Annotated in this window: 8 protein-coding genes; 5 read left to right on the top strand and 3 right to left on the bottom strand. The window is 71.3% G+C overall.

Going from position 1 to position 13,380, the window contains the following annotated elements; translation table 11 throughout:
• Positions 1-45: 45 nt before the first annotated feature.
• From IE326_RS31250 to metH, 3 genes are all read right to left on the bottom strand, one after another.
• On the bottom strand, positions 46-1,635 hold the full coding sequence (locus tag IE326_RS31250) for an ABC transporter substrate-binding protein (protein WP_150227377.1): 1,590 nt from the start codon (positions 1,633-1,635) through the stop codon (positions 46-48).
• A 617-nt stretch (positions 1,636-2,252) separates the two neighbouring features.
• Positions 2,253-2,951 carry an HAD family hydrolase gene (locus tag IE326_RS31245; RefSeq protein ID WP_150227378.1) on the bottom strand — a complete coding sequence of 233 codons (699 nt, stop codon included), beginning with the start codon at positions 2,949-2,951 and terminating at the stop codon, positions 2,253-2,255.
• Between the two features lie 139 nt (positions 2,952-3,090).
• On the bottom strand, positions 3,091-6,600 hold the full coding sequence (metH, locus tag IE326_RS31240; RefSeq protein ID WP_190043936.1) for a methionine synthase: 3,510 nt from the start codon (positions 6,598-6,600) through the stop codon (positions 3,091-3,093).
• Between the two features lie 245 nt (positions 6,601-6,845).
• Here metH and IE326_RS31235 point away from each other — a divergent pair, with 245 nt between their 5' ends.
• From IE326_RS31235 to IE326_RS31215, 5 genes are all read left to right on the top strand, one after another.
• Positions 6,846-7,610, top strand: coding sequence for an IclR family transcriptional regulator (locus tag IE326_RS31235; protein WP_190043935.1), 765 nt, complete (start codon positions 6,846-6,848; stop codon positions 7,608-7,610).
• Positions 7,611-8,155: 545 nt separating this feature from the next.
• Complete coding sequence (locus IE326_RS31230; RefSeq protein ID WP_190043934.1) at positions 8,156-8,914, top strand: MIP/aquaporin family protein; 759 nt, start codon at positions 8,156-8,158, stop codon at positions 8,912-8,914.
• A gap of 71 nt (positions 8,915-8,985) precedes the next feature.
• Positions 8,986-10,512: a glycerol kinase GlpK gene (gene glpK, locus IE326_RS31225; protein WP_150227382.1), complete on the top strand. Its 1,527-nt coding sequence runs from the start codon at positions 8,986-8,988 to the stop codon at positions 10,510-10,512.
• Positions 10,513-10,528: 16 nt separating this feature from the next.
• Positions 10,529-12,136 carry a glycerol-3-phosphate dehydrogenase/oxidase gene (locus tag IE326_RS31220; RefSeq protein ID WP_150227383.1) on the top strand — a complete coding sequence of 536 codons (1,608 nt, stop codon included), beginning with the start codon at positions 10,529-10,531 and terminating at the stop codon, positions 12,134-12,136.
• Positions 12,137-12,305: 169 nt separating this feature from the next.
• A complete protein-coding gene (locus IE326_RS31215) occupies positions 12,306-13,367 on the top strand; it encodes an LLM class flavin-dependent oxidoreductase (protein ID WP_150227384.1) in 1,062 nt (353 codons plus the stop codon).
• Positions 13,368-13,380: the final 13 nt, after the last annotated feature.

The raw sequence follows: 13,380 nt of genomic DNA, 5'->3' as shown, positions 1-13,380 counted from the left end.
GCCAGGCCGGCCGCGCGTCGGCACGCGGCCGGTACAACGAAGGGGTCAGGCGGTGCCGCGTCCGAGTTCCCAGAGCAGCAGGTCCGAGGAGGTGTTCAGGGCGTACTCGACGCCGCTGATGTCGTCGCGGGCGGCGACGTACTGCTTGCCCTGCCAGAGCGGCAGGACGGGCACGTCCTGGGCGACGATCTTCTGGATCTGCCGGTAGTCGGGGGTCGCGGCGTTGCGGTCGGCCTGGCGGCGGGACCGCGGGATGAGGTGGTCGCGGACGGTCTTGTTGACGTACGGGGTGCCGAGGAAGTTGTCGCTGTCCAGGAAGGGCGCGACGTAGTTGTCCGGGTCCGGGTAGTCGGGGAACCAGCCGAGGCCGTAGACGGCGTAGTCGCCGCGCTTCTGGGCGGGCCGGAACTCGGACCAGCTGGTGCCCTTGACCTGGACGTCGAAGAGTTCGCTCGCGATGAGCTGGTTCTTCAGCGTCGCGAACTCCTGGGCGGTCTCGGCGCCGTAGTGGTCGGTGGTGTAGTTGAGGGTGAGGCGGACCGGGGTCTTCACGCCGGCCTTGCGGAGGATGGCGGCGGCGCGGTCGGCGTCGCCCTCGCCGTACTCCTCGTAGAAGGGGGTGCTGTGGCCGGTGATGCTGGAGGGGATCAGCGAGTAGAGCGGTTCGGCGGTGGGGCCGTAGACGCGGTTGACGAGGGCGCCGCGGTCGACGACGGCGGCCATGGCCTGGCGGACGGCCTTCTCCTCGACGGAGGGGGCCTTGGTGTTGAAGCCGAGGTAGCGGATCTCCAGGCCGGGGACCTCGGAGACGCGGATGCCGGCCTTGGGGGTCTCGGTGAGGTCGCGGATCTGCTCCTGGGAGAGGGAGCGGGCCATCATGTCGATGTCCTTGCTCTCCAGGGCGGTGCCCATGGCTCCGGCGTCGGCGTAGGCGCGGAGTTCGACCTTCTCGTTGCGGGGCGTGATGTCGCCCTTGTAGCGGGGGTTGCGGGAGAAGACGAAGCGGGTGGCCCGGTCGCCGTCGCGCTCGGCCTTGAGGGTGTACGGGCCGGAGCCGTCGACCTCGAAGCCCTCGCGGAGCTCGTCGGCGGCGTACTTGTCCTTGCTGAGGATGCCGGCGACGGGGGTGGAGAGCTTGTACGGGAAGGTGGCGTCGGGCGCGTTGAGGTGGAAGACGACCTCGCGGTCGCCCTTGGTCTCGACGGTGTCGACGGTCGACAGGAGCGCGGCGGCGCCGTTGTCGGCCTTGATCTTCCGCACGCGGTCGATGGAGTACTTGACGTCCTCGGCGGTGACGGGGGTGCCGTCGGCGAAGGTGAGGCCGGGGCGCAGGACGCAGCGGTAGCTCTCGCTGGCCCGGTCGGAGAAGCCGCAGGTCTCGGCGGCCTCGGGGACGGGGGCGCCGCCGCCGCGGGGGACGTGCACCAGGGTCTGCACGGTCTGGCGGAGGATGTTCCAGGTGCCGGTGTCGTAGGCGTAGGCCGGGTCGAGGGGGGCGGGCGCCTCCTCGGTGGCGACGAACTGGTCGGTGGTTCCGACGACGATGGCTCTGCTCTCCTCTCCCGCGCCGCAGGCGGCGAGCAGCGGGGCGAGCAGTCCGGCGACGGCCGGCAGCACCATGGTCTTGCGGTTCATCAAGGGACGTTCTCCTCAGCCGGCCTGGGGTACAGCGGTCATGACGACACTCCGCCGCGGCCGCCCGGTCGGGGCGGGAGCGATCGGGCCGGGAAGTTGCGATCGGTCCTGTGTTCTCGGCGACTTGGGTGTGCGCCGGTGCACGCGGTGATGGCGGCGAAGTACTCGCGAAAGATTAGTGCGCGGGGCTGCCGGGGCCTGACGGGGTGGCCGGTGAGGGGTAATCGCAGGGTGATCATGAATGCGGCCGCTTCGATAGTCATGCGGTGCACGAGGGGGACGCGAGCTACCTAATCGGGACACATGGGGACGCCGGACGTCCGCATTCCGGGCGGTGAACGGGGTCAGGCCACCCCTCGGCGGGCACGCTGGGTGACCAAGGTCACGCGTCCGCAATTCGAGGAATGGCCTGAACCAAATGGGCGGCGGACGCCCGGGAAGGCGTCCGCCGCGAATGCGTGGGGGAATCCCCGGGGAAAGCCCGGAGAAAGCTCAGATAAAGCTCAGATTTCCGGGACCCGGGTCTCGGATGCCCTGATCCTGTCGCCTGGTCCCGGAGGCGTCGGACTCCGGAGGACCGGCTGCCCGGACGCTCGGCGGCCCGGCAGCCCGGACGCTCAGATCCCGGAGACGAGGGTCCGCAGGAACGGCACGTCGACCTCTTCGAGGGAGCGGACCACGACCCGGCCGGGCAGGGCGGGGATCGGGGAGACGGAGGGCACGGCGACGACCCGGCAGCCGGCGGCCTCGGCGGCGGCCACCCCCGTCGCGGTGTCCTCGATGACCGCACACAGGGCGGGGTCGGCGCCGACGCCGCGGGCCGCGGTCAGGTACGGCTCCGGGTGCGGCTTGGTGCGGGCGACCTCGTCGCCGGCGACGGTGAGGTGGAAGCGGTCGCGGCCGACGGACTCCAGGACCCGGTCGATGATCCGCCGGTGGGAGGCGGAGACCAGGGCGGTGGGGATGGCGTGCCGGGCCAGTTCGGCCAGCAGGCGCTCGGCGCCCGGCATGAGGGGGACGCCGCGCTCGATGCGCTGCTCGAACTTCTCGTTGAGCAGGACGGTCAGCTCGTCGAGGGTGATGTCGGCCCCGGTCGACTCGATGAGGTAGCCCGCGCTGCGGGTCATCGGACCGCCGACGACGACGTCGCGCCACGTCTCGTCGAGGCGGTGTCCGAGGTCGGCGAAGACCTCCACCTCGGCGTCCCACCAGAAGCCCTCGGTGTCGACGAGGGTCCCGTCCATGTCGAGGAACACCGCTTGCAGGGCGGAGCTCCCGCCGGCGTGGAACAGGGACGCGGGGACCGTACTGGTCATCCGGCACACCTCCATGGAGGGACGAGAAGGCCGGCCCCCTTCCCCGGTACGGGGAGGAGGACCGGCCTGCACTGGACCGACCAGTGTACGTCCCGATCACCGCGGGCGCGGATATTTGCGCCCCGGCGTCAGCGCGCGGTCACCGGGCGTTGAAGTACTTCGCCTCGGGGTGGTGGATCACGATGGCGTCGGTGGACTGCTCGGGGTGGAGCTGGAACTCCTCCGAGAGGTGCACCCCGATCCGCTCCGGCCGGAGCAGCTCGGCGATCTTGGCGCGGTCCTCCAGGTCGGGGCAGGCGCCGTAGCCGAGGGAGAAGCGGGCACCGCGGTACTTGAGGTCGAACATGTCCTGGACGTCGGCCGGGTCCTCTCCGGCGAAGCCCAGCTCGGCGCGGACGCGGGCGTGCCAGTACTCGGCGAGGGCCTCGGCCAGCTGCACGGACAGGCCGTGGAGCTCCAGGTAGTCGCGGTAGGAGTCGGCGGCGAAGAGGCGGGCGGTCTCCTCGCCGATCCGGGAGCCGACGGTGACGACCTGGAGGCCGACGACGTCGGTCTCGCCGGACTCCTCGGGGCGGAAGAAGTCCGCGAGGCAGAGGCGGCGGCCGCGGCGCTGGCGCGGGAAGGTGAAGCGGGTGCGTTCGTTCCCGGCCTCGTCGAGGATGATCAGGTCGTCGCCCTTGGAGACGCACGGGAAGTAGCCGTGGACGACGGCCGCTTCCAGCAGGTTCTCGGTGTGCAGCCGGTCGAGCCAGCCGCGCAGCCGGGGCCGGCCCTCGGTCTCCACCAGCTCCTCGTACGTCGGTCCGTCGCCGGCCCGGTTCTGCTTGAGGCCCCACTGGCCCTTGAAGAGGGCGCCCTCGTCGAGCCAGGAGGCGTACTCCTTGAGCCCGATGCCCTTGACCACGCGGGTGCCCCAGAAGGGCGGGGTGGGGACGGGGTTGTCGGTGGCGACGTCGGAGCGGCCGCCGGGCTCGGGCTCGTCGATCTGGAGGGCGGCGGTGGCCTTGGGGACCCGGCGCTGCTTCAGTTCGGGGAGCGCGGCTCCGGGGACGCCGCGCTTGACGGCGACGAGGGCGTCCATGAGGCGCAGGCCCTCGAAGGCGTCGCGGGCGTAGCGGACCTCGCCCTGGTAGATCTCGTGGAGGTCCTGCTCGACGTAGGCCCTGGTCAGGGCGGCGCCGCCGAGGATCACGGGGTACTTGGCGGCCAGCTCGCGCTGGTTGAGCTCCTCCAGGTTCTCCTTCATGATCACGGTGGACTTGACCAGGAGGCCGGACATGCCGATGACGTCGGCGTCGTGTTCCTCGGCGGCTTCGAGGATGGCGGAGACGGGCTGCTTGATGCCGATGTTGACGACGTTGTAGCCGTTGTTGGAGAGGATGATGTCGACGAGGTTCTTGCCGATGTCGTGGACGTCGCCGCGGACGGTGGCGAGCACGATGGTGCCCTTGCCGTCGGCGTCGGACTTCTCCATGTGGGGCTCCAGGTGGGCCACCGCGGTCTTCATGACCTCGGCGGACTGGAGCACGAACGGCAGCTGCATCTGCCCCGAGCCGAAGAGCTCGCCGACCGTCTTCATGCCGTCGAGGAGGGTGTCGTTGACGATGTCGAGGGCCGGGGTGGTGGTCAGGGCCTCGTCGAGGTCGGCTTCAAGGCCGTTCTTCTCGCCGTCGATGATCCGGCGCTTGAGGCGCTCCTCCAGGGGCAGCGCGGCCAGCTCCTCGGCCTTGCCGGCCTTGAGGGACTTGGTGGTGGCGCCCTCGAACAGCTCCATGAGCTTCTGGAGCGGGTCGTAGCCCTCGCGGCGGCGGTCGTACACGAGGTCGAGGGCGGTGGTGACCTGCTCCTCGTCGAAGCGGGCGATGGGGAGGATCTTCGAGGCGTGGACGATGGCGGAGTCCAGGCCCGCCTTCACGCACTCGTCCAGGAAGACCGAGTTGAGCAGGATCCGGGCGGCCGGGTTGAGGCCGAAGGAGATGTTGGAGAGGCCGAGGGTGGTCTGCACCTCGGGGTGGCGGCGCTTCAGCTCGCGGATCGCCTCGATCGTCGCGATGCCGTCCTTCCGCGACTCCTCCTGGCCGGTGCAGATGGTGAAGGTCAGGGTGTCGATGAGGATGTCCGACTCGCGGATCCCCCAGTTGCCCGTCAGGTCCGCGATCAGCCGCTCCGCGATCTCGACCTTCTTCTCGGCGGTGCGGGCCTGGCCCTCCTCGTCGATGGTGAGGGCGATCAGGGCGGCGCCGTGCTCCTGCGCGAGCTGCGTGACCTTGGCGAAGCGGGACTCGGGGCCGTCGCCGTCCTCGTAGTTCACCGAGTTGATGACCGCGCGGCCGCCGAGCTTCTCCAGGCCGGCGCGCAGGACGGGGACCTCGGTGGAGTCGAGGACGATGGGCAGGGTGGAGGCGGTGGCGAAGCGGCCGGCCAGCTCCCGCATGTCGGCGACGCCGTCGCGGCCCACGTAGTCCACGCACAGGTCGAGCATGTGCGCGCCCTCGCGGATCTGGTCCCGGGCCATCTCCACGCAGTCGTCCCAGCGGCCCTCCAGCATGGCCTCCCGGAACTTCTTCGACCCGTTCGCGTTCGTCCGCTCCCCGATCGCCAGGTACGAGGTGTCCTGCCGGAACGGCACGGTCTGGTAGAGGGAGGCGGCGCCCGGCTCGGGGTGGGGGACGCGCTCGGGGGGCGTCATGCCCTGGACCCGCTCGACGACCTGGCGCAAGTGCTCGGGCGTGGAGCCGCAGCAGCCGCCGACCAGGGAGAGGCCGTAGTCGCGGACGAAGTGCTCCTGGGCGTCGGCCATCTCGGGCGGCGTCAGCGGGAAGTACGCGCCGTCCTTGGTCAGCACGGGCAGGCCGGCGTTCGGCATGCACATGAGCGGGGTCGTGGAGTGGCGGGCCAGGTAGCGCAGGTGCTCGTTCATCTCGGCCGGGCCGGTGGAGCAGTTCAGGCCGATGAGGTCGATGCCGAGGGGTTCGAGGGCGGTGAGCGCGGCGCCGATCTCGGAGCCGAGCAGCATGACGCCGGTGGTCTCGAAGGCGAGCGAGCAGATCAGCGGGACGTCGATGCCGAGGGCGTCCATCGCCCGGCGGGCGCCGACGAGGCTCGCCTTGGTCTGGAGGAGGTCCTGGGAGGTCTCGACGATCAGGGCGTCCGAGCCGCCGGCCAGCAGGCCCTCGGCGTTCTGCTGGTAGCCGTCGCGCAGGACGTCGTACGCGATGTGGCCGAGCGACGGCAGCTTGGTGCCGGGGCCGATGGAGCCGAGGACCCAGCGCTGGCGGCCGTCCTTCGCGCCGAACTCGTCGGCGACCTCGCGGGCGATCCGGGCGCCGGCCTCGGACAGCTCGAAGATGCGGTCGGCGATCTCGTACTCGCCCGCCGCGGTGTGGTTGGAGCCGAAGGTGTTGGTCTCGACGCAGTCGACGCCGACCTCGAAGTACTCGCGGTGGACGGAGCTGACGATGTCGGGCCGGGTGACGTTGAGGATCTCGTTGCACCCTTCGAGGTTCTGGAAGTCCTCGAGGGTGGGGTCCTGGGCCTGGAGCATGGTGCCCATGGCTCCGTCGGCGACGACGACGCGGCTGGCGAGTGCTTCGCGGAGCGCTGCGGCGCGGGTCCTGCTGTCGGCGGAAGGGGTCGGCGACGAGGCCATGGATGAGTTCTCCCTGGGATGCGACGGCTGTCGGCTTTGCTCCCTCGGCGGAGGGTGCACGGAGTCAGCCTAACCGCGCTTCGGCCGGGGTGGACATGGCGTCCCACGGGCCGGACGGCATCCTGTGTGCGAGGACTCCCGGTACGGCCCCTTCTTCACCGACACTGTCTGGTGTGACGCAAGGTCGGCATCGACCGATAGTGTTCAGCATTGTCGAACAGCATGTGAGGGAGAAGGGTCGGGCGATGGCGAAGAACATCCAGTCGCTTGAACGCGCGGCGGCCATGCTGCGCCTGCTCGCGGGCGGCGAGCGCCGGCTCGGCCTGTCCGACATCGCGTCCTCGCTGGGGCTGGCCAAGGGCACGGCCCACGGCATCCTGCGGACCCTCCAGGCGGAGGGCTTCGTGGAGCAGGACGCCCCCTCGGGCCGGTACCAGCTGGGGGCCGAGCTGCTGCGGCTCGGCAACAGCTACCTGGACGTGCACGAGCTGCGGGCGCGGGCGCTGGTGTGGACGGACGACCTGGCGCGGTCCAGCGGGGAGAGCGTGCACCTGGGGGTGCTGCACCAGCAGGGCGTGCTGATCGTGCACCACGTCTTCCGGCCGGACGACAGCCGGCAGGTCCTGGAGGTGGGCGCGATGCAGCCGCTGCACTCCACGGCGCTGGGCAAGGTCCTGTCGGCGTACGACCCGGTGGCGCACAGCGAGGCCCTGGAGGTGGAGCGGGAGCCGCACACGCCCCGCACCGTCACGGACCCGGTGGAGTTCGAGGCGCTCCTCGACATGACGCGGGCGCGCGGCTGGGCGGCGGACGTGGAGGAGACCTGGGAGGGCGTGGCCTCGGTGGCCGCGCCGATCCACGACCGGCGCCGGATGCCGGTGGGCGCGGTGGCGGTCACCGGTGCGGTGGAGCGCCTCTGCCCCTCCGGCGAGCTGCGCCCGGAGCTGGTGGCGGCGGTGCGCGACTGCGCCCGCGCGGTCTCCCGGGACCTGGGCGCCGGCCGCTTCTGACCCCACGGGGACGCGCCCCGACCGGCCCGCACGAGCAGGGCCCGGCCGGCCCGCACGAGAGGGTCCGGCCACCCGCATCAACGCGGCCTCCCGCCCCGTACGGCAGCACCCCCGCCTCGTACGGGCGCGGCCCGACCGCCCGTACGGGAGCATCCCCCGCCTCGTACGGGAGCACCCCTTCGCCCCTTGCGAGCACGGTCCCCCGCCCCGTACGAGCACGGCCCCGCCACCCGTACGGGTGTGCCCCGCCGTTCCGCGCGAGCGCGCCCCGCCCTGCGCGCGGGCACGCCCCGTCGCCCTCCGCGCCCTCCCGAACCCGTCGGTAACGATCGCGTCATCGGCGGGTTTTCCCCTTCCCAGACCCTTGACGCGCTGTTAACCCCAGGGCAAAACTTCCGTGCATCGGTCGGCATTGCCGAACACCTACCGGCAATACGCGCTAGAGTGTGGCAGTGCCAAGGGCCGCCAACGCCCTCACACGAGGGCGCGGACCACGGGCGAACCGGGGTTCGCCTTTCCCTGGACGAAGGACAAAGGAGTCGCGGGTGTCCAGCTCCGACATCTTCCTCGGCGAGACCATCGGTACCGCCGTACTCATTCTTCTCGGCGGCGGCGTCTGCGCCGCCGTGACGCTCAAGAGCTCCAAGGCCCGCGGCGCGGGCTGGCTCGCGATCACCTTCGGGTGGGGCTTCGCCGTGATGACGGCCGTCTACATGACGGCTTCCCTCTCCGGGGCCCATCTGAACCCCGCCGTCACCGTCGGCATAGCCGTCAAGGACGGCGCGTGGGGCGACGTGCCGGTCTACATCGCCGGCCAGCTCCTCGGCGCGATGATCGGCGCCGCCCTGGTCTGGGTCGCCTACTACGGCCAGTTCCTGGCCCACCTCACCGACCCGGAGACGGTCGGCGAGAAGCCCGTCGAGGGCCCCGGCCCCGTGCTCGGCATCTTCTCCACCGGCCCCGAGATCCGGAACACCTGGCAGAACCTCGCCACCGAGATCATCGGCACCGTGGTGCTCGTCCTCGCCGTGCTCACCCAGGGCCTCAACGACAGCGGCAAGGGCCTCGGCGTCCTCGGCGCCCTGATCACGGCCTTCGTCGTGGTCTCCATCGGCCTCTCGCTCGGCGGCCCGACCGGTTACGCCATCAACCCGGCGCGCGACCTCGGCCCCCGCATCGTGCACGCCCTGCTCCCCCTGCCGAACAAGGGCGGCTCCGACTGGAGCTACGCCTGGATCCCGGTCGCCGGTCCGCTGATCGGTGGAGCGCTCGCCGCGGGTATCTACAACCTCGCGTTCGCCTGAGCAGCACCGCGGCAGCACCAGAGCCAGAGACGTACCCGAGCCGTCCTTCCCAGACTTCCCAGGAGCACACCGTGACCGACGCCCACACCGCCGGCCCGTTCATCGCCGCCATCGACCAGGGCACCACCTCGTCCCGCTGCATCGTCTTCGACAAGGACGGCCGGATCGTCTCGGTCGACCAGAAGGAGCACGAGCAGATCTTCCCGAAGCCGGGCTGGGTCGAGCACGACGCCACCGAGATCTGGACCAACGTCCAGGAGGTCGTCGCCGGCGCCATCGTCAAGGCCGGCATCACCGCCGCCGACGTCAAGGCCATCGGCATCACCAACCAGCGCGAGACCACGCTGATGTGGGACAGGAACACCGGCGAGCCCGTGCACAACGCGCTCGTCTGGCAGGACACCCGCACCGACGCCCTCTGCAAGGAGCTCGGCCGCAACGTCGGCCAGGACCGCTTCCGCCGCGAGACCGGCCTCCCGCTCGCCTCCTACTTCTCCGGCCCCAAGGTCCGCTGGCTCCTCGACAACGTCGAGGGCCTGCGCGAGCGCGCCGAGCGCGGCGACATCCTCTTCGGCACCATGGACTCCTGGGTCATCTGGAACCTCACGGGCGGCACCGAGGGCGGCGTCCACGTCACCGACGTCACCAACGCCTCCCGCACCCTCCTGATGAACCTCCACGAGATGGCCTGGGACGAGCGCATCCTCCAGTCCATCGACATCCCGGCCGCGGTGCTCCCCGAGATCCGCTCCTCCGCCGAGGTGTACGGCACGGTCAAGGGCGGCGTCCTCGACGGCGTCCCGGTCGCCTCCGCGCTCGGCGACCAGCAGGCCGCCCTCTTCGGCCAGACCTGTTTCGCCGAGGGCGAGGCCAAGTCCACGTACGGCACCGGCACCTTCATGCTGATGAACACCGGTGACAAGATCATCAACTCCTACAGCGGCCTGCTGACCACCGTCGGCTACCAGATCGGCGACGCCAAGCCGGTCTACGCCCTGGAGGGCTCCATCGCCGTCACCGGCTCGCTCGTCCAGTGGATGCGCGACCAGATGGGCCTGATCAAGTCCGCCGCCGAGATCGAGACCCTGGCCTCCTCCGTCGAGGACAACGGCGGCGCCTACTTCGTGCCCGCCTTCTCCGGCCTCTTCGCCCCGTACTGGCGCTCCGACGCCCGCGGCGTGATCGCCGGCCTCACCCGCTACGTCACCAAGGCGCACATCGCCCGTGCCGTCCTGGAGGCCACCGCCTGGCAGACCCGCGAGATCACCGACGCCATGACCAAGGACTCCGGCGTCGAGCTGACCGCGCTCAAGGTCGACGGCGGCATGACCTCCAACAACCTGCTGATGCAGACCCTCTCGGACTTCCTGGACGCCCCCGTGGTGCGCCCCATGGTCGCCGAGACCACCTGCCTCGGTGCCGCCTACGCCGCCGGCCTCGCCGTCGGCTTCTGGCCGGACACCGACGCGCTGCGCGCCAACTGGCGCCGTGCCGCGGAGTGGACCCCGCGCATGGACGCCGGCAAGCGCGACGGCGAGTACAAGAACTGGCTCAAGGCCGTGGAGCGCTCCATGGGCTGGCTCGAAGAAGAGAAGTGACGAGGAGTAGCACGAGATGACCACCCCGCAGACCGTTCCCGCCCTCGGAACGCACCCGGCCGCCGGCTCGCTTCCGACCCGCGCCGAGACCAGAGAGCAGCTTGCCAAGGCGACGTACGACCTCCTGGTGATCGGCGGCGGCATCCTGGGCATCTCCACCGCCTGGCACGCCGCGCAGTCCGGTCTGCGGGTGGCCCTGGTGGACGCCGGCGACTTCGCCGGCGCCACCTCCTCGGCCTCCTCCAAGCTCCTCCACGGCGGCCTGCGCTACCTGCAGACCGGTGCCGTGAAGCTCGTCGCCGAGAACCACTTCGAGCGGCGCGCCGTCTCCCGCCAGGTCGCCCCCCACCTGTCCAACCCGCTCACCTTCTACCTGCCCGTCTACAAGGGCGGCCCGCACGGCGCCGCCAAGCTGGGCGCCGGCGTGTTCGCGTACTCCGCGCTCTCCGCCTTCGGCGACGGCGTCGGCCACCTCCTCTCCCCCGCCAAGGCGGCCCAGGACGTGCCCGAGCTGCGGACCGACGACCTCAAGGCCGTCGCCGTCTACGGCGACGACCAGATGAACGACTCCCGCATGGCGCTCATGACGGTCCGCGCGGCCGTCGAGGCCGGCGCCGTCGTCCTCAACCACGCCGAGGTCACCGGACTCCGCTTCACCCGGGGCCGGGTCACCGGCGCCGAGCTGAAGGACCGGATGTCCGGCGACGAGTTCGGCGTCACCGCGCGGCTCGTCCTCAACGCCACCGGGCCGTGGGTCGACCACCTGCGCCGCATGGAGGACCCCAACGCGGCCCCCTCCATCCGCCTCTCCAAGGGCGCCCACCTGGTCCTGAAGCGGACCTCGCCGTGGAAGGCCGCCCTGGCCACCCCGATCGACAAGTACCGGATCACCTTCGCCCTCCCCTGGGAGGACATGCTCCTGCTCGGCACCACCGACGAGGAGTACGAGGGCGACCCGGGCGAGGTCGCGGTCACCGAGAAGGACACCGCCCAGATCCTGGACGAGGCCGCCTTCTCCATCCGCGACCAGCAGCTCGACCGCTCCCTCATCACCTACGCCTTCGCCGGCCTGCGGGTGCTGCCCGGCGGCCCCGGCGACACCTCCAAGGCCAAGCGCGAGACGGTCGTCACCGAGGGCCGCGGCGGGATGCTGTCGGTCGCCGGCGGCAAGTGGACCACTTTCCGCCACATCGGGCGCACCATCATGAAGAAGCTGGAGGCGCTTCCCGGCCACCCGCTGGGCGAGGACTACGAGTCGGTCTCCACGCTGCCGAAGCGGCTGCCGCTGCCGGGCATCGCCAACCCGAACGCGGTCGCCCACCGGCTGCTCGTCGACGGTCCGGCGCCCGGTCCCCGGATGGCCGCCGACACCGCCAAGCACCTGGCCACGCACTACGGCTCGCTCTCCTTCGACATCGCCCGGATGGCGAACGAGAACCCCGAGCTGGCCCGCCGGATCCACCCGGACGCCCCGGAGATCTGGGCGCAGGTCGCCTACGCCCGCGACCACGAGTGGGCCGAGACGGCCGACGACGTGCTGCGCCGCCGCACCACCCTGACCATCCGCGGTCTCGCCACCGACGAGATCCGCGCCGGGGTCGACGCGATGCTGCGCGCGAAGTAGCCGCCGCGAGCCGAGGGGCGGTCTTCTCCGGGGAGGGAGGAGACCGCCCCTCTCGCGCGTCCGGGGGATGCGTCCGAAGGGCGTGCGTCGGAGGGGCGTGCGTCCGGGGTCGGCGAGCGTGCCACACTGCGGCCACACCGCCGCAACACCCGGCGCGCAGAGTGGGGGCATGAAGTTTCAGGTGCTCTCGATCGTCCCCCACGCGCCGCATCCGCTCACCGGTGAACTCCCCACCGCCGCCGACCGGTTGGCGCAGGTGCTGGAGCTCGGCGAGACGGCCGAGCGGCTCGGCTTCGACGCGTACGCGATCGGCGAGCGGCACGCCGGGCCGTTCCTGTCCTCGGCGCCGACCGTGCTCCTCGCCGCGCTCGCCGCCCGCACCTCCCGGATCCGGCTGCTCACCGGCGTCACCGTGGTCGCGGTCCTCGACCCGGTCCGGGTCGCCGAGGACTACGCGACCCTCGACCAGCTCTCCCGCGGCCGGCTGGAACTCGTCGTCGGCAAGGGCGCGGAGGCCGGTCACTTCGACCTCTTCGGGCTGGACGAGGAGCGGCAGTGGGAGCTCCAGCGGGAGAAGTACGAGCTGCTGCGCCGGCTGTGGAGCGAGGAGGGCGTCGACTGGGAGGGCACGTCCCGGCCGCCGCTGAAGGGCGTCACGACGATCCCGCGGCCGTACGCGGGTCCGCCCAGGATCTGGCACGGTTCGGCGACCAGCCTGCACTCCCCCGAGCTCGCCGCCCGGCACGGCGATCCGCTCTTCACGGCCAACGCGATCCAGCCGCGCGAGGCGTACGCGCGGCTCGTCGCCCACTACCGGGAGAGGTTCGAGGCGTACGGGCACGACCCGGCACGCGCGCGCGTGGCGGCCGGTTCCGGCGGGCTGCTCGTCGCGGACACCCCGGAGCAGGCGGTGCGGCGGTACAAGGAGCTGTACGAGACGAAGGTGGCCCAGGGCTTCCGGCCGCACCTGGAGGGCAGGGCCGGGTACAACACGCCGTTCCGGACCATCGAGGAGGCGATCGCGGGCGGCCCGCAGCTCATCGGCTCGCCCGAGCAGATCGCCGAGAAGATCCTCGGCTTCCACGCCGACTACGGCCACGACCTCCAGTCGATCACGGTCGACGGTTTCGGACAGTCGACGGCCGAGCAGACGGAGACCCTGGCGCGGTTCGCCGAGGAGATCGCGCCGGTGCTCAGGAAGGAGGCGCCGAGCACGCTCTGGGCGGAGTGAGTGTCCCGTGTGC

The sequence above is a fragment of the Streptomyces filamentosus genome (assembly GCF_014654895.1).
GTDB classification, from domain to species: Bacteria; Actinomycetota; Actinomycetes; order Streptomycetales; family Streptomycetaceae; genus Streptomyces; species Streptomyces filamentosus.
The sequence above is the reverse complement of the archived record's forward strand: the minus strand, read 5'-3'. Positions and strand labels throughout refer to the sequence as shown.

What these genes read in the sequence shown, in the direction of transcription:
- metH (WP_190043936.1), bottom strand. Translation starts at nt 6,600, where the DNA reads ATGGCCTCGTCGCCGACCCCTTCCGCCGACAGCAGGACCCGCGCCGCA.
- IE326_RS31250 (WP_150227377.1), bottom strand. Translation starts at nt 1,635, where the DNA reads ATGAACCGCAAGACCATGGTGCTGCCGGCCGTCGCCGGACTGCTCGCC.
- IE326_RS31215 (WP_150227384.1), top strand. Translation starts at nt 12,306, where the DNA reads ATGAAGTTTCAGGTGCTCTCGATCGTCCCCCACGCGCCGCATCCGCTC.
- IE326_RS31220 (WP_150227383.1), top strand. Translation starts at nt 10,529, where the DNA reads ATGACCACCCCGCAGACCGTTCCCGCCCTCGGAACGCACCCGGCCGCC.
- IE326_RS31245 (WP_150227378.1), bottom strand. Translation starts at nt 2,951, where the DNA reads ATGACCAGTACGGTCCCCGCGTCCCTGTTCCACGCCGGCGGGAGCTCC.
- IE326_RS31235 (WP_190043935.1), top strand. Translation starts at nt 6,846, where the DNA reads ATGGCGAAGAACATCCAGTCGCTTGAACGCGCGGCGGCCATGCTGCGC.